General features: G+C 70.7%; 17 protein-coding genes. 11 read left to right on the forward strand and 6 right to left on the reverse strand.

What is annotated here, in order from left to right:
- Positions 1–33: 33 nt before the first annotated feature.
- The 5 genes from OG470_RS26910 to OG470_RS26930 all read left to right on the forward strand — a co-directional run bounded on the left by OG470_RS26910 (position 34) and on the right by OG470_RS26930 (position 8,469).
- Positions 34–948, forward strand: coding sequence for a GNAT family N-acetyltransferase (locus tag OG470_RS26910; protein ID WP_328416604.1), 915 nt, complete (start codon positions 34–36; stop codon positions 946–948).
- Positions 949–1,149: 201 nt separating this feature from the next.
- Positions 1,150–2,214 (forward strand): hypothetical protein, encoded by a 1,065-nt coding sequence (locus OG470_RS26915; RefSeq protein WP_328416606.1) that lies wholly within the window; start codon positions 1,150–1,152, stop codon positions 2,212–2,214.
- 215 nt (positions 2,215–2,429) lie between these two features.
- A complete protein-coding gene (locus OG470_RS26920) occupies positions 2,430–4,109 on the forward strand; it encodes a hypothetical protein (protein ID WP_328416608.1) in 1,680 nt (559 codons plus the stop codon).
- Entirely contained in the window at positions 4,106–5,671 is a 1,566-nt protein-coding gene (locus tag OG470_RS26925) for a hypothetical protein (RefSeq protein ID WP_328416610.1), read from the forward strand. Before OG470_RS26920 ends, OG470_RS26925 begins: the two co-directional genes overlap by 4 nt.
- A 14-nt stretch (positions 5,672–5,685) precedes the next feature.
- Positions 5,686–8,469 (forward strand): hypothetical protein, encoded by a 2,784-nt coding sequence (locus OG470_RS26930; protein WP_328416612.1) that lies wholly within the window; start codon positions 5,686–5,688, stop codon positions 8,467–8,469.
- 14 nt (positions 8,470–8,483) lie between these two features.
- Here the strand turns inward: OG470_RS26930 and OG470_RS26935 are convergent, their stop codons facing one another.
- Complete coding sequence (locus OG470_RS26935; RefSeq protein WP_328416614.1) at positions 8,484–9,266, reverse strand: alpha/beta fold hydrolase; 783 nt, start codon at positions 9,264–9,266, stop codon at positions 8,484–8,486.
- Positions 9,267–9,363: 97 nt separating this feature from the next.
- Complete coding sequence (locus tag OG470_RS26940) at positions 9,364–10,959, reverse strand: beta-N-acetylhexosaminidase (RefSeq protein ID WP_328416615.1); 1,596 nt, start codon at positions 10,957–10,959, stop codon at positions 9,364–9,366.
- Between the two features lie 223 nt (positions 10,960–11,182).
- On the opposite strand from OG470_RS26940, the gene zwf reads away from it, so the two are divergent.
- On the forward strand, positions 11,183–12,562 hold the full coding sequence (gene zwf, locus OG470_RS26945) for a glucose-6-phosphate dehydrogenase (protein WP_328416617.1): 1,380 nt from the start codon (positions 11,183–11,185) through the stop codon (positions 12,560–12,562).
- Positions 12,563–12,623: 61 nt separating this feature from the next.
- Here the strand turns inward: zwf and OG470_RS26950 are convergent, their stop codons facing one another.
- Complete coding sequence (locus tag OG470_RS26950; protein WP_328416619.1) at positions 12,624–13,211, reverse strand: TetR/AcrR family transcriptional regulator; 588 nt, start codon at positions 13,209–13,211, stop codon at positions 12,624–12,626.
- Between the two features lie 112 nt (positions 13,212–13,323).
- Between OG470_RS26950 and OG470_RS26955 the strand changes: the two genes are divergently transcribed.
- Positions 13,324–13,701: a DUF4267 domain-containing protein gene (locus OG470_RS26955; RefSeq protein ID WP_328416621.1), complete on the forward strand. Its 378-nt coding sequence runs from the start codon at positions 13,324–13,326 to the stop codon at positions 13,699–13,701.
- Between the two features lie 28 nt (positions 13,702–13,729).
- On the opposite strand, the gene OG470_RS26960 is transcribed toward OG470_RS26955, so the two are convergent.
- Complete coding sequence (locus OG470_RS26960) at positions 13,730–15,001, reverse strand: FAD-dependent oxidoreductase (RefSeq protein WP_328416623.1); 1,272 nt, start codon at positions 14,999–15,001, stop codon at positions 13,730–13,732.
- An 87-nt stretch (positions 15,002–15,088) separates the two neighbouring features.
- On the opposite strand from OG470_RS26960, the gene OG470_RS26965 reads away from it, so the two are divergent.
- Positions 15,089–15,721 carry a TetR/AcrR family transcriptional regulator gene (locus OG470_RS26965; protein WP_328416625.1) on the forward strand — a complete coding sequence of 211 codons (633 nt, stop codon included), beginning with the start codon at positions 15,089–15,091 and terminating at the stop codon, positions 15,719–15,721.
- 77 nt (positions 15,722–15,798) lie between these two features.
- Here the strand turns inward: OG470_RS26965 and OG470_RS26970 are convergent, their stop codons facing one another.
- Positions 15,799–16,518 carry a VOC family protein gene (locus tag OG470_RS26970; RefSeq protein WP_328416627.1) on the reverse strand — a complete coding sequence of 240 codons (720 nt, stop codon included), beginning with the start codon at positions 16,516–16,518 and terminating at the stop codon, positions 15,799–15,801.
- A 224-nt stretch (positions 16,519–16,742) separates the two neighbouring features.
- On the opposite strand from OG470_RS26970, the gene OG470_RS26975 reads away from it, so the two are divergent.
- The gene (locus OG470_RS26975; protein WP_328416629.1) at positions 16,743–18,164 is read left to right on the forward strand and encodes an OFA family MFS transporter; all 1,422 of its coding nucleotides are present in this window, start codon (positions 16,743–16,745) and stop codon (positions 18,162–18,164) included.
- Positions 18,161–18,286, forward strand: a complete 126-nt coding sequence (locus OG470_RS26980; RefSeq protein ID WP_328416631.1) for an MFS transporter small subunit — start codon at positions 18,161–18,163, stop codon at positions 18,284–18,286. The genes OG470_RS26975 and OG470_RS26980 overlap by 4 nt, the downstream gene beginning before the upstream one ends.
- A 46-nt stretch (positions 18,287–18,332) precedes the next feature.
- Here the strand turns inward: OG470_RS26980 and OG470_RS26985 are convergent, their stop codons facing one another.
- Complete coding sequence (locus OG470_RS26985; RefSeq protein ID WP_328416633.1) at positions 18,333–19,061, reverse strand: SDR family oxidoreductase; 729 nt, start codon at positions 19,059–19,061, stop codon at positions 18,333–18,335.
- Positions 19,062–19,149: 88 nt separating this feature from the next.
- Between OG470_RS26985 and OG470_RS26990 the strand changes: the two genes are divergently transcribed.
- Positions 19,150–19,983, forward strand: a complete 834-nt coding sequence (locus OG470_RS26990) for a patatin-like phospholipase family protein (RefSeq protein ID WP_328416634.1) — start codon at positions 19,150–19,152, stop codon at positions 19,981–19,983.
- The last annotated feature ends 10 nt before the right edge of the window (positions 19,984–19,993 follow it).

The following is a 19,993-nucleotide window of genomic DNA, read 5'->3' on the forward strand; positions in this document are numbered from 1 at the left end:
ACCGTACGGCCGTCACCGGGGCGCACTGGGCCCATGAGCAGCGGCGATCTCGGCCAGCGGCTGGCCTGCGTCCAGCGATCGTGGACCCCTCAACAGCGCCTGCACGTTGGCAATGTCGCCTGGGCCGGTGCCCACGGGGACGGCAGCCCGGTCCCGGATGCCACCCTTGGCTGGGGCGATCCGCTGGTGGGGTTCGCCGACGTGTGGCATCCGGCAGTGTCAGGCGAGCCGGCACAGGCCTCCCTGCACATGGGACCGGCCTCGACCGCCGCGCAGCGGGCCGCCGCGGTAGACGAGCTGCTTGACCTGGCACCCCACGTCAGCGTCGAGGTGTCCCGGGCGGACGTGGGCCTCATTCGAGCCTTGGCCGAGCGTGGCTTTCGTAGCGCCGACGCGCCCTGGTTCGTGCAGCTGTGGCGTGACCTGACGCAGCTTGCCGACCTGCAGGCGCGCACCGACGTCAACGGGTACACCATCCGTGCTGTCCGCGACGATGAGCTAGCCGAGCGGGTCGACGTGCACCGCCGGTGCTGGGCGCCGGCGAGGATCAAGGAGATGCTGGGCCTGCCGGTGACCGGTACCGAGCCCGGGTCGAGCTTTTCGCTCGACAAGCATCGTGCCGTGACGGCCTCGCCGGTCTACCGCGCCGAGCTGGATGTGGTGGCGGTCGCCGCGGACGGTTCGTTCGCGGCCTTCGGGTTGGCCTGGCTGGACCTCGAAGCTGGATGTGTGCTCGTCGAACCGGTCGGGACCGACCCGGACCACGGCAAGCGCGGCCTGGCGGGTGCGCTCTGCACGAAGATCTTCCAGGTGGCCCGTGACCTCGGGGCTACCCAGGCGATCGTCGGCCCTCGTGGCGACGACGGCTACCCGGTCCCGCGCCGGCTCTACGCCGGGCTTGGGATGCACGAGGTGACGCAGTTCGTTCCCATGTCCACATCGCCATGAGGTCGCTGTTCGGCCCCGACCGAGGGGACGCCCAGATCGCTTTACTTTACATAATGTGCATTATCGAATCAGTCGTGCTGGGCTGGCGGGAGCCGCGTCGCGCGCCGGACGTCACCCTGTGGCACCGGGACGGTGACTACCGGTACGGACATCGATGTGCTTTGGTGAGCACACACCACAACACACCGCCTGGGAGCACAGATGATCAGGATTGCTCGGAGCAGCGTCCTGGCCGTCCTCACCGCCGCCGCCCTCACCGCGACGCTGGGGCTGCCCGACGTCGTCACGGCCGCGCCGAACCCCAGGAAAGTCCGGGTCTGCGCGCTGCGACCGCTGCCGCTGCCGGCCGATCTGAACGGTTACGCCCGGGTGGTCGACCCGACCGGTCGGTTCACCGCCGGCGTCGGCTACCGGGTCACCGACGACGACCGCCACCCGCTGCTGCTGCTCTGGGACGGCCTGGCGCGCCGGGACGGCCCCCCGCGCCGGCCGCTGGTCTGGGACGAGCCGCGCCTCACCATCGTCCCGACAGAGGCGGAGCTTCAACTCGCGAGCATCAACCGGCACGGCGTCATCATCGGCAGCGGTTTCGTCGACAACTCCCACCGGCCGTGGCGCTACCGCGACGGCCAGCTGGAGTGGCTACCCATCCCGCCGACGGTCTCCGGCGCCTCGGCGCAGGGCATCAACTCCCGCGGCGACATCGTCGGCAGCGGCGCCGTCGAGGAGACCGAGACGTCCCTGCCGCTGCTCTGGCCAGCGGACCGGCCGGGTGCCGTCGAGGTGATCGACGCCCCGCCCAACGCCGGCGCGACGGAGATCCTCGACGACGGCACCATCGTCGGCAGCACGGGAGCCTCGGGCGGTTCCCTGAGCTCCGGCTGGGTACGCCGCCCGGACGGAACGACCGTCCTGCTCACCGCGCCCGGTGCCCGGTGGTCCACTGTCTTCGCAGCCCAGGGAGACTGGGCGGTCGGCAGAATCGGCGCCGGCAGCCCGTACGAGGACAGCACCTCGGTGCGCTGGAACCTGCGGACCGGGCTGGCGGTCGCGGTCAACCCCGCGCTGGGGCCCGCATCCGACGTCAACGCCCGAGGCACGGTGCTCGGCGACCGAGCGGTCGACCACGACGGCCGCATCGTCCCGCTGCGCGGCGCCATCCCCGACGTCCTGATCATCTTCGGCTGGGCGATCGCCGACGACGGCACGGTCGTGGGCTCCACCAACGGCACCCGGCTCCGCCCGGCGCGCTGGATCGGCTGCTGACGATCCGGATCACCTGTCTCCCGCCCCGGGCCGAAACGACTCGCGGCGGATGCGAGGCTGCGGGCGACCACACTGGCGCAGATCGACACAGATAGACGTCCTTGCCAGGGCGGTCCCCCGGGTGGTCGGGGTTCCCCGGGTCTTGTACCAGGTCCGGATTGACGGCTGGCGCATCGACGACAGTGTTGAAGTTCGATGCGGGCTAGCCTCCAGCCATGGGCGACGCCGCCAACCTGGAAGCCGCCGGTGCTGCGGTACGGCACCTGAGCGGCCTGCTGGCGGACGTCTGGTTGGCGGTGGACGCTCCGGACCACGTCGGTGGGCGCTGGATGGAGATCTGCCGTGGGTCGCCGGTCGACCCGGTGTTCGTCTGCATCGACGCCATGAGCAACGTGCTGCACGTGCGGTACCTCGACCCGGAGAACCTCTCCATCGTCTACCTGCCCGGCTGGTACTACGAGGTGGCGACGGCCGCCTCGCTGGGCCGGCCGCTCGACCCGTCCGCCGTGACCGTGCTGGATTTCCCGGCCGCGCGTCCGCTCGCCTTCGACCTGACCGTCGAACACAGGATCGGGGGTGCGGCGGAGACCGTCACACTCCCCCAGGGCCGCGAGCCGGTCGAGTACGAGCCACTCCCCTTCGGGTACGCGTTCGCAGCCGCGCGCGGCTTCGGTATCACCGATGCGCCGGCGGGCACCGACCCGGCGACGGACCTGTCGGCGATCTTCCACTGGGGTGCGATGTCGCTGCGGGTCGCCGCGGCGCCGGGCGTCACGTTCGAGCAGCGGCCGTTGCTGGGCGAGGTCGCCCTGGGTGTCGTCCGGGCGGCCTACCGTCCGGGTGACGGCACCGTCACCTGCGATCAGGCGCTGCGCTTCGAGTTCGAGCGGCACCGTCATCCGATGACGGTGCCGCCGCTCGGCGCGCCGTTGCGTGCCGTACCGCTGGCGGAGCCGGACATCGTCGCGAACGCCGTCGCCATGGGCCGGGCACTCGGCGAGCCGCAACCCGTGGCGGTGCAGGAGACCTGCCCGGATGGCGTCGACCTGGTGCTGATGAAGCCGGACCCGCGCCGGTTGCCTCGGGGAACCCCGTGGAGTTGGCAGCCGAACTGGCTGGTCGAGACGGCGAAGGTCGTCGATGATGCCGTGTTCGCGATGTTGATGAGCCTGCTCGACACCTACGTCCAGTGGCTCGGCGGGTTGCCGGAGGCCGCACCCGTACCGATCCGCATCCGCGTCGATCCGGCGAGTGCGGAGGACCGCTTCGCCTATCGACTCGACTTTCTGGACGCGGACGGCGAGGTGTCGTCCGAACCGCCGGACACGACCGCGGCCTTCGCGCCGTGCTTCCGGTTGACCGTGGTCCGCACCGAGAACGTGCGGGTCGTCCTGGACCTGCCCCTCGGTGCGGCGGGTGATTCGGACATCGACGGTGTCGTCCAGTACCGCGAGAAGGTCGTCACGCATGTCGACGACGTGCCGCTGCTGATCGCCGACGGCGAGGTTGGCGCCAAGGCCGTTCTGGAGGCACGGCCGGCGACGATCGAGGAGTTGGTCCACATCGTTGTGGCGGTCGGCGAGTTCGTTCCGTTTCCGCCCCTGCAGGTCATGTACGACCTACGTGACCTGGGCAGCGTGGCGGCGTACGTGCTGACCGGGAAGAATCTCTACGGCGAGCCGATGGGTGGCCTGGAGGCGGCGATCACCCTCGGTGGTGTGCTCCTTCCCGAGGTCGCCGAACGGGCGGTTGGCTCGCTGCTCGCCTCGGGCCGGCGGGTCACGACCCTCGGCGACGATCCCGGCCGGCGTCTGCGGGAGGCGGCGGAGGCAGTGGTGCCCGGCGACGCGGCGTTGGCCCGTTCGCTGGTCGAACGCGTCGAGGACCAGCCATGACGCGGGTGCCGGCCAACGCCGGCCTGTCCGTACCGGAGCGGCTCGCACTGCTGGGCCAGTTGCAGCGCATGACTCCGCAGGCCCGGGCGCTCCTGCGGCCGGACGTCCCGTCGCCTGCGTTCCTGCGCGATCCCGAGCAGCTGATCGACCGGTCCGGGGTCTGTTTTCGGTCCGGTTTCCTGCAGCATGCCTTCGAGGCGGCGCGCCGGGACTTCCCGGGCATGTCGATGGAGGGGTTCCTGGCCGGCGCAGGTCAGGGGTCGCTGCTGTCCGGTGTGGTCGACGCGCTGCTCGGGGAGGCGTCCGCGACGCTGCTGCGTACGTCGGATCCGGCGCGCTACGTCGACGCGCTGCGGCGGGCGTACGCCGATTTCCGGACGGTGTCGACGCCGTTCGACGGCGGGGTGTCCTATGGGTCCTACCGGTACCACGAGGGTTTTCACGTCGAGTTGCCCGATGATCTGAACGTCATGCCGATGAATGCTCCGGTCAGCCCGGGCCTGCGCTACCCGGCGTACGGCGCGGTGGTCACCGGCCGGGGCAACCGCTCGATCGGCATGTTGCTGGCGTCGCGGGTGTGGGACCGGGAGATCCCGTTGACCGCGCGGGGTCCGGAGCTGTTCCGGGAGCTGCAGGTGCGGAGCTCGGACGAGTTGCACGCCTGGGATTACGACCCCGACCTGCTGATGTCCGAGGTGCAGATCGCCCACATGGTCTCCACCGGGGACGCCCCGATCTACCGTTTCTCGTTCGAGACAGGGCCGCCCAGCGCCCGGACGGTCACACAGGCGCGTTGGGAGCTCGCGGCGCGGTTGGAGGACGAGCGGATTCTGACCGGCGACGACGCCGAGCTGCAGCGGTTGTGGGATCACCATGGTCGTAGCGCGACCGCGCCGCGCGGTGATCCGCTGGACGTGCGCAGCCGCTACGGCCGTGATCCGTACTTCCGGCTTTCCCGCGATGAGTTGTTCGAGATGGCCATGCGGCTTCCGTCGGCGCGGAACGTGGCCATCCGTGTCTACGAGTGGGAACACGCGAGGCCTCAGCGGTTCATCAAGGAGATGCAGCGCTGGGTTCGGACGTTGCGGAAGAAGCTCGACGAGGATCTGTGGAGCAGCCGGCTGTCGATGCTGACCGGGGCGAGCGAGCCGGCCAATCTGCACCTGCTCTCCCCACGGGATCACGCGCTGACCGACCTCTATGCCGGACGCATGATGGGCGGCATGACCCGGCTGGACCGCTGGGGTAACCGCGTGGTCCCGACCGTCGCGGAAGAGGCCGACTACGACTATGCGGCGCGCGTGCAGGACTACACGTCCACGTACGGCGCGACGGCGGAGCCGTTTCCCCTGACCGACATCGCCCGGGTGACCGAGCCGGTCATCGCGTTCGACCAGCGGACCCTGGCCGAGCTGATGGCCGCGCTGCGGGACGACGAGTGGCAGCGGGCGCTGGCCTCGACACCCGAGGCGGCCGGGGCCTGGAACGAGCTCGTGCGACGACTCAACAGCCAGGTCGACCGCTACGGCATGCCGACCGCGCTGCGCCTGCCCCAACTCTGACTGGAGGATCGGCCATGCCGGCAACACCAGAGGCCACGCTCCGTTTCGTGCAGTTGCGCCGGGCGGGTGACCCCGCGGGTGCTGAGGACGGCGTCTGCTCCACTGGACCGAAGGTCATCGGACCGGTCCTCGATTTCCGCGACGACTGGTCACCGCCGGTCAGGAATGCGCTGGCCAGCCGCGACGTCGAGCAGGCCTGGGCACTGTACGACGCCCGGAGGAAGGAGCAGGACGACGCGATCGAGGACCTCGGTCGGTTGGCTCTGGCCCTGTTGCGGCGGGCCGCCGTCGACGCCAGCCTCACCGTCGGGAAGCTGCGTGAGGTCATCACCGGGTGGGCGGCCGAGCGGCAGGTGACCTCGGAACAGCTGCGCGGTCCGACAGCCGCCCTCACGCGCTGGACCGTGGACATGACCGCCCTCGGCCGGTTCCTGGGTCGGCCGCGTGGCGTGGCGTCGACCGTCCTCCTGCGGCTGCTGCGCGGCATCACCCTGATCCGTCTCGCTGGCAGCGACGCCGAGGACGTCTGCCTGGTCCGCTCGCTGATCGGTGGCCGCGACCTGGAGTTGCCGCCCGCACCGAAGCCGGCGCCGCAGCTCGACGCCGACGTCGGCTACGCCCAGCACTTCGGAGACCTGGCCGTTCACGCCGGGCGTCTGCTTGCCCGGGCACGCGTCACCGGTAATCCGGATCCGACACTCGCCGACGTCCAGGCGGCCGGCTTCGCCGACCTCGTCCCGGCCATCGAGGCGGCGTCCCGCGCCGCCACCGAACTGGGCGTGCCGGCCACTGCCGCGCTGCGCGCCCTGCGCAAGCTGTTCGACACCGAACGCGAGGCTGCCCGCCGTCGTGCGGACCGACGGGCTGAGGCGATGGATCCGGGGCGGCTGGTCGAGAGCGGGCCCGTCGTCGTCGGTGACGACATTGAGTACGTTCCGCCACGGGTTCCGGTGCTGAGCGCGCAGGCGCGGGTCGCCGGCCGCGGCGACCTCATGGTCATCCGGACCGTGCACCTGCGCTACGAGTTCGGCGAGATCTCGCACGTCGAGAACGTGCTGGCCAGCGAGGTACGCGGTCGCACCCACGTGGTCGACACCAGCACCCGGGAGTCGGTCACCACGTCGACGCAGTCGATCGCCGAGACCACCCAGGAGCTGGAGACCACGGAGCAGAACAGCCTCGACCGGGCGCTGACCACCGCTGCCACCCAGAGCACCTCGATGTCGTTGGGAGTCAGCGTCTCGGGCGGTTTCGGCCCGGTTCAGGCCGGCGTCGACATCAACGCCGACCGGTCCACGACCACCGCGAGCAGCATGAGTTCGGCCGTGTCGTACTCCAAGACCCTCACCGAGCGGGCTTCCGAGCTGCTGCGCAGCGAGGTTTCCGAGCGCCGCGCCATCACCAGCACGACCCGGGTGACCGAAACCAACGATCACCGGTTCGACAACGCCGACGGGTTGGCGAACATCACCGGCGTCTACCGCTGGCTCACGAAGGTCGACCAGGCTCAGGTCTACAACTACGGGGAACGGCTGCTGCTCCAGTTCATCGTGCCTGAGCCGGCCGCCGTGCTGGTCCACCTGGCGCAGCAGAGCAGCGACGAGGGTGCGGTCGCGAAGCCGGCCGGTTGGTTCCTCGACGTCGCCGACCTCAATGAGGAGAACTACGCCGAGAAGGCGGCGCGCTGGGATGTGGTCGGCGTCGAGCCTCCGCCCGAGCCGGAGGTGTCGGCCACCGTCACGTTCGCCGACCCGCCGGCGCGGCCGTTCGACTACGCCCAGAACTCCACTGACAAGTCGCAGCCGGAGTGGGGTTACAGCTCGTACGTCGGTGAGGTTATGGTGCCGGCCGGCTACGAGGCCACCGAGGCGTACGTGACCACCACCTGGGGGCTGGTGGACGGCGAGTACACCGCGGAGGAGGGCAGCCCGCCGCAGGCTGTGCAGATCGCGATCGGTGAGAAGCGGGTCAGCAGCAACGACGGCGGTGACGGCCAGATGCACGTCCCGCTCGACCAGGTGCTTCCCGGGCCGCTGCCCGTCGGGATCAGCGCCGATCAGCGTGGTGGTCTCACGGTGGTGGTGCGGGTGCGTTGCGAACGCACCACCGCCGCGTACGAGGCCTGGCGGCTGCGGGCGTACGAGGCGATCCGGGCCAGCTATCTGACCCAGTTGGCGGCCTACGACAACGACCAGCGTCTGCGGCTGGCCCGCGCGGTGTACCGGTCCGAGCAGCCGTCGGAGATGAACCGGCGGGTCGAACAGTTGGAGTTGAAGCGGGCCTGCCAGAGTGTGCTCTTCGGCCACGAGTTCGACCAGTTCGGCAGTCTGACCTTCCCGGCTGACGAAGCCCCGCGCATCAACCGTCTTGAGATCACCGCGGAGGCGGACCAGATCCAGTTCGGTGAGGACCTCTTCGACTGGGAGAACATGGTCTACCTGTTCTACCCGTACCAGTGGGCCGGCCGGGAGCGGTGGGCGACGCTGCGGACCCGGACCAGCTCGGACCTTGTGCATGAGGCGTTCCTGCAGGCCGGTGCCGCTCGGGTGACGGTGCCGGTGCGTGCCGGCTACGAGCATGCGGTCGGGAGGTACCTGGAGACGTCGCAGATTCCGGTGCTGACGCCGCGCCCGTGGCGGGACGGCAGGAACCCGTACCCGCCGATCGAGGACCTGATCGGCGACGCCCTCGACCGCCCGGGTGAGGAGGTCGCCGTCGACGAGCCTTGGGAGGTCTGCACCCCGACGGCGCTGATCTGTCTGCAGACGGGGGCCGAGCTGAATCCGGAGCCCGCGTGACCGACGGGCTGCCCTCAGGTGCGGGTTCGGTGCAGCCAGTCCTGGGTGACTGACCGCAGCAGCGTGGGTTGTTCGAACGGGAGGTAGTGCCCGGCCGCGTCGATCGCGGTGAAGGTGCCGCGGGGATAGTGGCGCATGGCGTGGAACTGGTCGGCGTAGCCGACGATGCCGTCCTGTCGGCCGGTGATGACGCTGACCGGACCGTCGAAGGCGATGTCGGCGTCCTCGTCGGGAAGGGCGTAGTCGGTGCCCGCGCGGAGTTCTTCCTGGAACTTCTCGTCGCCGGGGCCGCCGGACTCCAGTGCCGCGAGCACCGTCGCGACGACAGCCGGCGTGCGGTGACCCAGTGCCACGTCGAGGTGTGCCCACAGTCCGGTGGGGGCGGCGTCGAGCCAGCCCGGGGGCGCTTCGGGTGGATCGAGCTCGGGCAGGGTCCGGCTTGCTGGCGCGATGGTGACACCCGGGCAGACGAGGAGGAGACCGCGGACAAGCTCGGGCCGCTGGCGCGCTATCCCGGCGGCCAGGTAAGCGCCGTAGGACGCACCTGCCAGCAGGACCGGCGCGTCGACGTGGCGGTCGAGCCAGGCGCATACGGAGTCCAGCACGGCCTGGGAGGCCGGGCGGCAGGTCACCGGGGAGTCGCCGTGGCCCGGCAGATCCACGTACACCTCTCGCAGGCCGGCGCCCGCGAACGCCGGGCCGAAGGCGGCGGCCGTGGCGGCGCGCGTCGTGCTGAACATGGGAAGGCAGACGACTGCCGGTCCGGCTCCCGCTGACTCGTCAACCGCCAGGCTCATGTCGGGATCCTAGCGAGCGTGGTCGCCCATCGGCGCTGGCCCGGATGTGGGTGGGCGTGCGCGGGGGTCCGGGCCGGACCCCCGCACGCTCATCCGGTCAGAGCCAGGGCACCTGGGGGGACGGGTAGAAGTCGACCTCCTGCAGTCGCCAGCGGGGTGCCTGCTCCCCCAGTCGCGTCCGGAACGACTCCCAGTTGTGGCTGGCCGCCGTGGACCAGCCGAGTTCGGCGATCGCGGGCAGGCGTGGGAAGGCCATGTACTCGATGTCGTCCAGGGTGCGCAGCGTCTCGGACCACAGCGGCGCCTCGACGCCGAGGATCGCGTCCTCGCCGACGCCGGTGACCCGGGTGGCCGGATCCCAGCCGTACGCGTCGGACACCTCGATGTAGCCGGCCCAGCGCAGCCCGAGGCGGGTGTTGGCGTCGTACTTCATGTCCAGGTAGGACTTGCTCGCCGGCGACATGACCACCTTGTTGCCCCGGGCGGCGGCCTCGGCCAGGTCGGCGTTGGTGGTGCCGGTGCCCCAGAACTGCGCGACGACGTCGGTCGGAGGGTCGGCCTGCGCGACTTCGTTCCACCCGGAGGCGCGCTTGCCGTACTTGGCGACCAGTGGGAGGACCCGGTTCATGAAGGTGCGGTAGTCCTCGTCGGTGGTCGCGTGCGCCTCGTCGCCGCCGATGTGCAGGAACGGGCCGGGCGTGATCTCGGCGAGCTCGCGGATGACGTCTTCGACAAAGCGGTAGGTCAGGTCGTCGTTGATGCACAGCGAGCTGTAGCCGACCGCCGTGTCGGTACGCGGGGCCGGTGCGACGCCGTCGCAGTTGAGTTCGGGGTAGGTCGACTGGGCGGCGTTGGTGTGCCCGGGCATGTCGATCTCGGGAACGATCGTGATGTGGCGGGCGGCGGCGTACGCGACCACGGCCTTGTAGTCGGCCTTGGTGAGGAACCCGGGGCCGACGCCGTCGACTCCGGTGCCCGGCCCGCCGCCGACCGTGGTGAGCCGGGGCCAGGAGTCGATCTGGATCCGCCAGCCCTGGTCGTCGGTCAGGTGCAGGTGCAGGTAGTTGATTTTGTACTGGCTGAGCAGGTCCACGTACGCGGTGATCTCGTCGACGGTGTGGAAGTGCCGGGCCACGTCGAGCATCGCGCCGCGGTACGCGAAGCGGGGGTAGTCCACGATCCGTCCGCCGGGCACCGTCCAGGTGACCCGCTGCCGGTCGGGTGCTTCGATCTGGGCGGGTAGCAGTTGACGCAGCGTCTGCGTGCCGGCGAACAGCCCGGCCGCGGTGTTGGCCCGGATCGTCACTCCGCGGCGGGTCACGTCGAGTTGGTAGCCCTCCGGACCGATCCGTGCGTCCGCTCCCCCGACGACCAGGGCGATCTCGGGCAGCGGAGTCGAACGTACGGGCAGCACGGGCAGCGGGTAGCCGGTGGCGGGGCGCAGGGTTTCGGCGAGTTGCCGTCCTGCCTGCCAGGCGGCGAGCGAGCCGGGTGCGGTACGGATGACGGTCAGCGGGCTGATCCGGAAGGTGCCGCGGGTGTCGGGGCGGGTCTCCACGGGTGCGGGGACCACGTCGGTCAGCTGCCGGGGTGGGGTGGTCGGGGCGGCGACGGCCGGGGCTCCCGGAAGGATGAACGGCAGTCCGAGTGCGGCTATGACCAGCAGCCGCGTCATGGTGTGTCGGCGACGCACGGATACCTCCAGGCCTTCGTGGCGATCGGTGGTGATCGATCCGATTCGCACGCTACCCGGGGTACGCCGGAACTGTAAACCTTCCTTATTGTGCTCGCCTGGACGGCCGCGCCCACCGGGGCCCTGTCGCCGTCCTCACGCGGGTTGCTCGGGGGGAATTCGAGCGTGGGCCGGGAGGTTCTCCGGTTGGAAGATCAGGTTCACTCAATCGGATGGAAGAACCATGCACGTGCGCTCAGACGCGGTAGTGCTGTTCGGCGTCACGGGAGACCTCGTCTCGAAGAAGCTGTTTCCGGCGCTGTACGAATTGACCAGGCGCGACCGCCTCGACGTCCCCGTGATCGGCGTGGCCCGCTCCCCCTGGGATGACCAGCAGCTCGTCACCACCGCCCGTAAGTCGGTCGCCGAGGCCAACGACGAGGTCGACGACGAGACCTTCGACGCGCTGGCGCGCAACCTCTCGATGATCTCCGGCGACTACGCCGACCCCAGCACGTACCAGCGGCTGGCCGCGCGCCTGCAGGGCGCCGAACGTCCGATCTTCTACCTGGCGATCCCCCCGGCGGTGTTCGGCTCTGTCGTCGAGGGCCTCGCGGCGGTCGGTCTGGCCGACCGCGGCCGGGTCATCGTGGAGAAGCCGTTCGGGCGCGACCTGGAGTCCTCCCACGAGCTGGACCGCACGCTGCGCGCGGCCTTCGACCCGGAGCGCGTGTTCCGCATCGACCACTACCTCGGCAAGGAAGCCGTCGAGGGCCTCTACGCCTTCCGGTTCGCCAACCGGCTGTTCGAGCCGCTGTGGAACAGCGAGCACATCGACAACATTCAGGTCACCCTCGCCGAGGGCTTTGGCACCCAGGGCCGCGCGGGCTTCTACGACACCGTGGGCGCCACCCGCGACGTGCTGCAGAACCACATCCTGCAGGTCGTCGCGCTGATCGCGATGGAAGCGCCGGTCGCCGACGACACCGACGCGTTCCGCGAGGCGGAGGTCGCGGTGCTGCGGCAGATTGAGCCGCTGTCGCCGGAGTCCACCGTGCGGGGTCAGTACGCCGGCTACCGGGACGAGCCGGGCGTACGGCCGGACTCGAACACGGAGACGTTCGTCGCCACCCGGTTGACGGTCACCTCCCCCCGCTGGGCGGGAGTGCCCTTCTACCTGCGGGCCGGCAAGTCCCTGCCCGGGACGGCGACCGAGGTCGTGGTCGAGTTCAAGCAGCCGCAGCGGTCCCTCATCCCGGCCGAGGGTGGCGCCGTGGCACCCGCGAACCTACTGCGGTTCCGGCTCGGCCGCGGCGACGGCATCACCATGTCGATCCAGGCGAAGAGTCCGGGCGCCGAGGTGGCCAGCCGTCCGGTGGACCTGTCCGTGGACTTCGGCGCGGCACTCGGGCACCGGCAGGAGGCGTACGAGCGCCTGCTCGACGACGCGATGGACGGGCAGCACCTGCGGTTCGCCCGCGAGGAGACGATCCGGCAGGAGTGGCGCGTCGTCGGACCGATCCTGGATCTGCCGGCGGAGGTGCAGACGTACGACAAGGGCACGTGGGGTCCGGTGGACGCCGACGCGCTCGCCGGCGGCTGGCACGCCCCACACCTGCGGTGACCGTGCCGGGCATGGTGCGCGGACGCGGCCAGCTAACGCCTCGGCTCAGATCCCTGGCCTTTCAATTGCCCCCGTTCGGGGTGTCGGCGATCTGAGTGACGAGGAAATCGAGCCGTTCTTCCTGGCCGGCCGGGGGGATGCGGCCGCTGTCGGACAGGACAGCCATGCCGTGCAACGCGCTCCAGATGACTTCGGCGAATAGTTCGCGTCGCTCGTTGTCCGGGCGGAAGCAGCTGACGAACTCGTCGAAAGCGGCCCGTAGCGGGGGCAGTGTCTCGGCGCTCGCGAACTTCAAGTCGGTGGGCAGGACGAACATGGCCTGGTACAGGGCAGGTCGTTCGGTCGCGAACTCCAGGTAGGCGCGGCAGACGGCGCGCAGGGCCTGCCCCGGCTCGGGGGCCGCCTGCCGCGCGCGGCGCAGGTGGGCGGCGAGTTCGCTGAAGCCGTCGATGGCGACGGCGCTCACGATGGCGTCCTTGCCGTTGAAGTGGCTGTACAGCACCGGCTGGCTGTACTCGACGCGTTCAGCCAGCCGGCGCGTCGTCACCGCCTCCCAGCCTTCGGCTTCCGCGAGTTCGCGCGCGGCCGTGACGATCAGCTCATGGCGCTGGGCGCGTTCACGCTCACGGCGCTCGTTGATGGCGGACATGACAACATCCTAGCAGCACTAGACATGCTGTCGAGGCTAGGGTTATCGTCGCTACCACTACTAGTGCCGCTAGGAATCGCTGCGGCACTGCCGTCGGGAGGGGACCCAACCCATGCTCACCAACGTCGCCAGCGTGCTCGCCGGACTGATCGGCGCGGGCATCATCTTCATCGGCGCGCGCGCCTTCTGGGCACCGCAGGCCGCCGCCGGCTTTGGCATCCCCGGCACACCGACCGAGGACCGGAACTTCCAGGCCTGGCTGACCGTCAAGGCCGTGCGCGACATTGCCTCGGGGCTCTTCATCTTCATCCTGCTGGCTGGAGCGACACCCCACCTGTTGGGTTGGTTCATGCTGGCCGCCACCGTCATCCCCGTCGGCGACGCGCTGATCGTGCTGCGCAGCAACGGGCACAAGGCGGCCGTTTACGGCATCCACGGGGCCACCGCCGTGGTGATGCTGGCGATCAGCGTGCTCCTGCTCGTCGCGTAACCGCTTGTCACGCCGCTCGGGTCGGGACTCACTGGCCGAGTTGTGCGGCGAACCGGCGGCGTACCGGCGGAATCGCGTTGACCGTGCGCAGCACCGTCCGGAAGGCGGTCCGGCCGAGGCGGCTGGGTGACGCCGTCTGCTTGGCGTTGCGCAGCGACTGCCGGACGGCGGCGAAGCCGTAGTCGAGCATCTGCTGCTCGTAGTCCTGCAGCGCGGGGACGAGCGCGTCCTGGCCTGCGGCGACCGCGGTGAGCTTGCGGCGTAGCAGGTCGGCGTCGCGCAGGGCGGTGTTGGCGCCCACGCCGGCCAGCGGTGTCATGTTGTGGATCGCGTCGCCGAGCAGCGTCACGGCCCCGGTCGGCCACGGGTCGACCGGGGTGGCGCTGCGGAGGCGAATCGCGTTGATCGTCTGCGGGTCGGAGCCGCCGACGAGGTCACCCAGGGCGGGTGCCCAGCCGGCCACGCGGTTCAGCACCACCGTGCGGAGGTCGGCGCCGCTGAGCTTCTCGACGTCTACCGGGAAGGCGGCCGCCGCGTCGTTGAAACCCCACAGCACGAACGGGGTCGTGTTGTCGAGCAGGAACTCGGCGGGAATCTGATCCCGCTGCGCGAGCAGGTTCCGGTCCGGGCGCCACACGGCGGTGAACAGGGAACCGCGATCCTTCGGGATCACGAGGTTGGTCTCGTGCGTGAGGACGCGGGGCAGGGTGGCCCCGTCCAGGCGGTGTTTGCCGGCGATCGCGATGACGCCGGTGTCGACGCGCCGCGCGTGCGGGATCAGCTGGCCGCGTACGCGTGAATTGGCCCCGTCGGCGCCGATGAGCACGTCAGCGGTGGCTGTGCTGCCGTCAGCGAAGTGTGCGGTGACCCGACCGTCGCCGGTGATCTCGTAGTGGGTGAACTCGCTGCCCAGCCGCAGGACGTCGTCCATTCCGGACAGCAGTACCTCGCGCAGGCTGATCCGGCTGACGCCGTAGTGCTGGTCCTGCGGGCCGTCGCCCGATCCGATCTCGTCGGCGGGCAACCGCAGCAGATCGTCGAGGTGCTCGGTGGTGAACCCGAAGCCGCCGTCGCCGACCGAGACGGTGTCGAGGAAGGCCTGCCAGGTTGCGGGCGGCAGGGCGGCGTGCAGAGCGCGGCTGCCGTGCGGGTTGACGTGGATCCGGTAGCCCTGCAGCCAGTCGGTGCGGACGTGGGTGCGTTCGTGGACCGTGACGGCGACGCCGGCCTGGCGCAGGCCCTGGGCCAGGCACAGGCCGCCGATCCCGCCGCCGATGATCATGACATCGATGGTGTTCATGCCACGAGTGTCATCCACATGCATGTGCGTGTCAACTGAATGATTGATTGCATCAGGCATATGCCTAATTGTGTTATGATGATCGCCATGAGCGGACCCCGCCGGTCGCCCAGCGGCGACGAGCGCAAACGCGACGCCGAGCGCACCCGCGAGCGCATCCTCGAAGCGGCGCTGGTCGAGTTCGGCGAGCACGGCTTCGCGGGCGCCCGGACAAGTGCGATCGCCGCCCGCGCCGGGGTCAACCAGCAGCTGATCTCCTACTACTTCGACGGCAAGGAAGGCCTGTTCCAGGCGCTGCAGCGCCGATGGCAGACGACCAGCGGCGCCGCGCAGCCCGACGTGACGATGGCCGACGTGGTCACCGGCTTCGTCCGGCTCGGGGCCACCCAGCGATCCTGGGCACGGCTGCTCGCGTGGGAGGGGCTCGCCGACACCGGAGCCACACCCGACCCCGAGGGCGAGCAGGAAGCACAGGCCTACTTCACGGCGATGGTCGACGACGTACGCCGCCGCCAGGAAGCCGGCGAGCTCGCGGCCGGCCTGGACCCGGCCTACGTGCTGCTCATGCTGTTCGCGGCGACGCTCGCACCGACCGTGCTGCCCCAGGTCGTCCGCCGGGTGACCGGACTGCCCGCCGACTCGCAGGAATTCCTCGACACCTATGCCGACCAGCTCGGCAAGATCATGGCCCACCTCGCCGGTCCCACGCCGGCAGGCTGACGGCTGGTCAGCCGCTCTCGGCGCGCCGAGAGCGGTTGGCGGCGGCCTTGGGCGACCGCCACCCGCCGCCTGAGGCGCTAGGCCAGTGCTGCCGCGATGTCGGCCGAGCTCTGGAGTGCCCCCGTGGCCCGCTCGGTTTCCTCCGTGCTCAGCGCAACCCGGTCGACGCGGGCCAGCATTGTCGCCGCCGTCGCCGGCTCGTTCAGCACCATCGCCACTTCGGCGCGATAGGCGAGGGCCTCCACCAGCGCGACCGGGTCGTCGCTGGTCTCGACACGCGCCAACGCACTGTCGAGGATCCGGGCGGCCTGCTGGAAGTCACCCCTGGAATCCCCCTGCACGACAGCGTTCGCCAAGGCTTTGGCGAGCCGTCCAACCGGCACGGGCGACGGTGTGGGGCTGACAGCCGCGTTCTGAACGACGCGGATCCAGTTGCCTCCCGGGTCGATGACGCTGAACCCGCTCAACCCGTCGTGGTTCTTCCGTGCCCGGGGCCGGGTCATTCGCGGGGTTCCGGAGATCAGCACCTTGCCGTAGGCGGCCCGCATGCCCGCCGCGAACGCCTGGTACAGCTCACCCGTGTCCGACGTCAGCACCAGGCACGAACCGTAGGACTGCTCCGGATCGAACCCTGGCATCTCGAAAAAGTGCAGATGCAGGTCCTCACGCCGCAGGGCCACGTACGGGTTGGGCTTGCGTTGCCGATGCGTGGTTCGGAAACCGAGCACCTCGTAGAACGCGACGATGTCGTCGATGGACGCGCAGGGCAGCAGCGGAACGGTCACCTCGTTGGCCATCCGTTCTTCCTAGCCGCCGTCAACGGACCGTCGCACATGGATCTGGCCGATCGTCGTCCCGGGCCAGCCGAATGGCGGATGCAGCGCGGGGTAGCGCCGCGCGGGGCGGCTGGACCGCTCAGCTCACCGGACCGACCGTCCGGCGATCGTGAGGTTTGCCAGCTCCGCGATGTGTGGGCAAGTGGTGAGGACGTTTCTCGCCCGCTTCGGAGAGGAAGCAGCTCATGCTTTCCGCGCTCGATCGTCGGCACACCGTCGCGCCGCCCGGTTACAGCCGATGGCTCATCCCCCCTGCGGCGTTGGCCATCCACCTCTGCATCGGCCAGGTCTACGCGACCAGCGTGTACAAGAACTCGCTGATCGCCCACTTCGATGCCAGTCAGACCGCCATCGGGGTGATCTTCAGCATCGCGATCGTGATGCTGGGGTTGTCCGCCGCGATCGCCGGGACCTGGGTGGAGGCGAACGGGCCGCGTAAGGCGATGTTCGTCTCCGCCTGCTTCTGGGCGACGGGCTTCCTGGTGGGCTCGCTGGGCATCGCCACGAAGCAACTGTGGCTGCTGTACCTGGGGTACGGACTGCTCGGCGGCATCGGTCTGGGGATCGGGTACATCTCCCCCGTCTCCACGTTGATCAAGTGGTTCCCGGACCGGCCGGGCCTGGCCACCGGGCTGGCGATCATGGGGTTCGGCGGTGGGGCGATGGTGGCCTCTCCCCTGTCCCGGCAGTTGCTGTCGTTCTACGACCCGGGCTACGACCCGGCCAACGCAGGATCGACGGCGTCGGGCAGCGCACTGGTGTGGCTGTTCGTGACGCTCGGCCTGGGCTACTTCGTGATCATGATGTTCGGGGTGGCGAACGTGCGGGTGCCCGCGCCGGACTGGCGTCCCGCCGGGTTCGACCCGGCGACGGTGGCGGCGAAGCCGCTGGTCACCACGGCGAACGTGTCGGCGGCGAACGCGGTGAAGACCCGGTCGTTCTGGCTGCTGTGGGTGGTGCTGTTCTGCAACGTGACGGCGGGCATCGGGATCCTGGAACAGGCCAGCCCGATGATCCAGGACTTCTTCCGGGACAACGGCACCTCGGCGGTGACGGTGGCTGCGGCCGGCGGGTTCGTGGGGCTGCTGTCGCTGTTCAACATGGCCGGACGATTCGTGTGGTCGTCCACCTCGGACGTCATCGGGCGTAAGCCGATCTACCTGGTGTACCTGGGTGTGGGCATGGTGCTGTACGCGCTGCTGGCCCTGGTCGGGCAGACGGCCACGGCTCTGTTCGTCCTGCTGGCGTGCGTGATCCTGTCGTTCTACGGCGGCGGGTTCGCCACGGTGCCGGCGTACCTGCGGGACCTGTTCGGCACGTTCCAGGTGGGCGCGATCCACGGCCGGCTGCTGACCGCCTGGTCGGCGGCGGGGATAGCCGGCCCGCTGATCGTCAACGGGTTCCTCGACGCCGAGGGCGAGCCGGGCACGTTGACGGCGGCGGCGTACCGGCCGGCGCTTTTCACGATGGTGGGTGTGCTGGCGGTGGGCTTCGTGGCGAACCTGCTGATCCGGCCGGTGCCGCAGCGGTTCCACGAGCCGCCCACCGGTGGGGACGCGGACGAGGGTACGGCGTCGGTGGCGGCGGAGAGGAGTGGCACGCGATGAGCGACGACGGCCGGCACGGGCAGCAGGCCCGGTTGTGGATCTCCTGGTTGGTGGTGGCGGCGCTGCTCGGCTACGGAGTGGCGCAGACGGTGATCACGGCAGCGAAGCTGTTCACCCACTGACCCCCGGGTGGGTGCCGCGCTGACGCGGCACCCACCCCAGGTCGGTTCAGAGACCGCCGGAGACGCGCAGCACGGTGCCGGTGGCGTACGACGCGTCCGGGCCGAGCAGCCAGGCGATGGCGGCCGCGATCTCGTCGGGTTCCCCGGCGCGGCCGAGCGGGATGCGGCCAGCAGCGGTGTCGGCGCGGTCGGGTACGCCGGAGTCGGCGTGGATGTCGGTGCGCACGATGCCGGGCGCGACGGCGTTGACCCGGATGCCCCGCGGGGCGAGCTCCTTGGCCAGGCCGACGGTCAGGGTGTCGGTGGCGGCCTTGACCGCGGCGTAGTGCACGTACTCTCCGGGGCTCCCGAGGGTGGCGGCGGCCGAGGACACGTTGACGATGGCGCCGCCGTCGGTCATCCGGCGGGCGGCCTGCTGGGCGCAGAGGACGTAGCCGACGAGGTTGACGTCGACGACCCGGCGCAGGTCGTCGACGCGCAGCTCGGTGAAGGGCCCGATGGGGCTGGTGACGCCGGCGTTGTTGACCAGACCGGTGAGCGGGCCGAGCTGCGCGGCGGCGGCGAACAGGTCGTCGACCTGGGCGGGGTCGGTGGTGTCGGCGCACACCGCGATGGCCTGCCGGCCGGTGGCGTGCAGGTCGGCCAGGACGGCGCTGGCGGCGGCGTGGTCGCGCCGGTAGCACAGAGCGACGTGGTGCCCGGCCGCCGCGAGGCGGCGGGCGGTGGCCGCGCCGATGCCGCGGCCGCCGCCGGTGATGACGGTGACGGGTGTCATGGTGCCTCCCGCTGTTTCCTGGGGCCGCGTAGGGGTCGCGCCGACGCTACCGTGACCGGCGCGGCTCGGTCGTCGAGAGGAGAGTCACATGGAGCGGGCGTTGGTGCTCGGTGGTGGCGGGGTGACCGGCGTGGCCTGGGAGCTGGGCCTGCTGGCGGGGCTGGCCGACCGGGGCGTCGTGGTGTCCGAGGCGGATCTGGTGGTGGGCACGTCGGCGGGCTCGGTGGTCGGCGCGCAGGTGTGCTCGGGCATGCCGCTGGAGCAGCTGTACGAGGCGCAGTTGGCGCCACCGTCCGGCGAGCGGGCGGCACGGCTGGGGTTTGTGACGCTGGCGCGGATGGTGTGGGCCGGTGGTCGGACCCGCGACGCGGTGCGGTCACGGGCGCGGATCGGGGCGATGGCGGTGGCGGCCCGTACCCCCTCGGAGGCGTCGCGGCGAGCGGTCATCGAGGCTCGCCTGCCGGCCCGGGAGTGGCCGGCGCGGCGGCTGCTGGTGACCGCGGTGGACGCGTCCTCGGGTGAGTTCGTGGTGTTCGACGGCGACAGCGGGGTGTCCCTGGTGGACGCGGTGGGGGCCAGTTGCGCGGTGCCCGGGGTGTGGCCGCCGGTGACGATCGGCGCGCGCCGCTACGTCGACGGCGGGATGCGCTCCGCGGTGAACGCGGACCTGGCGGCGGGCGCCGGGCGGGTGCTGGTGATCGCGCCGACGTCGGGGGCGTTCGGGCCGATGCCACGGCTGTCGGCGCAGGTGGCCGGTCTGCGGGCGGCCGGCTCGCGGGTCGCGGTGGTGACGCCGGACGCGGGGGCGCGCAAGGCGATCGGCCGCAACGTGCTGGATCCGGCGCGGCGGGCCGGAGCGGCGCGGGCGGGGCGGGCGCAGGCCGCCGTGGTGGCGGACGAGGTGGCGACGCTCTGGGCGTGATCGCTTACGC

Source organism: Micromonospora sp. NBC_00389 (assembly GCF_036059255.1).
Classification (GTDB): domain Bacteria; phylum Actinomycetota; class Actinomycetes; order Mycobacteriales; family Micromonosporaceae; genus Micromonospora.

Coding starts and splice junctions, on each gene's coding strand:
- OG470_RS26990 (WP_328416634.1), top strand. CDS start 19,150: ATGGAGCGGGCGTTGGTGCTCGGTGGTGGCGGGGTGACCGGCGTGGCC.
- zwf (WP_328416617.1), top strand. CDS start 11,183: ATGCACGTGCGCTCAGACGCGGTAGTGCTGTTCGGCGTCACGGGAGAC.
- OG470_RS26950 (WP_328416619.1), bottom strand. CDS start 13,211: ATGTCCGCCATCAACGAGCGCCGTGAGCGTGAACGCGCCCAGCGCCAT.
- OG470_RS26970 (WP_328416627.1), bottom strand. CDS start 16,518: ATGGCCAACGAGGTGACCGTTCCGCTGCTGCCCTGCGCGTCCATCGAC.
- OG470_RS26925 (WP_328416610.1), top strand. CDS start 4,106: ATGACGCGGGTGCCGGCCAACGCCGGCCTGTCCGTACCGGAGCGGCTC.
- OG470_RS26915 (WP_328416606.1), top strand. CDS start 1,150: ATGATCAGGATTGCTCGGAGCAGCGTCCTGGCCGTCCTCACCGCCGCC.
- OG470_RS26910 (WP_328416604.1), top strand. CDS start 34: ATGAGCAGCGGCGATCTCGGCCAGCGGCTGGCCTGCGTCCAGCGATCG.
- OG470_RS26930 (WP_328416612.1), top strand. CDS start 5,686: ATGCCGGCAACACCAGAGGCCACGCTCCGTTTCGTGCAGTTGCGCCGG.
- OG470_RS26965 (WP_328416625.1), top strand. CDS start 15,089: ATGAGCGGACCCCGCCGGTCGCCCAGCGGCGACGAGCGCAAACGCGAC.
- OG470_RS26975 (WP_328416629.1), top strand. CDS start 16,743: ATGCTTTCCGCGCTCGATCGTCGGCACACCGTCGCGCCGCCCGGTTAC.
- OG470_RS26980 (WP_328416631.1), top strand. CDS start 18,161: ATGAGCGACGACGGCCGGCACGGGCAGCAGGCCCGGTTGTGGATCTCC.
- OG470_RS26960 (WP_328416623.1), bottom strand. CDS start 15,001: ATGAACACCATCGATGTCATGATCATCGGCGGCGGGATCGGCGGCCTG.
- OG470_RS26935 (WP_328416614.1), bottom strand. CDS start 9,266: ATGAGCCTGGCGGTTGACGAGTCAGCGGGAGCCGGACCGGCAGTCGTC.
- OG470_RS26955 (WP_328416621.1), top strand. CDS start 13,324: ATGCTCACCAACGTCGCCAGCGTGCTCGCCGGACTGATCGGCGCGGGC.
- OG470_RS26985 (WP_328416633.1), bottom strand. CDS start 19,061: ATGACACCCGTCACCGTCATCACCGGCGGCGGCCGCGGCATCGGCGCG.
- OG470_RS26920 (WP_328416608.1), top strand. CDS start 2,430: ATGGGCGACGCCGCCAACCTGGAAGCCGCCGGTGCTGCGGTACGGCAC.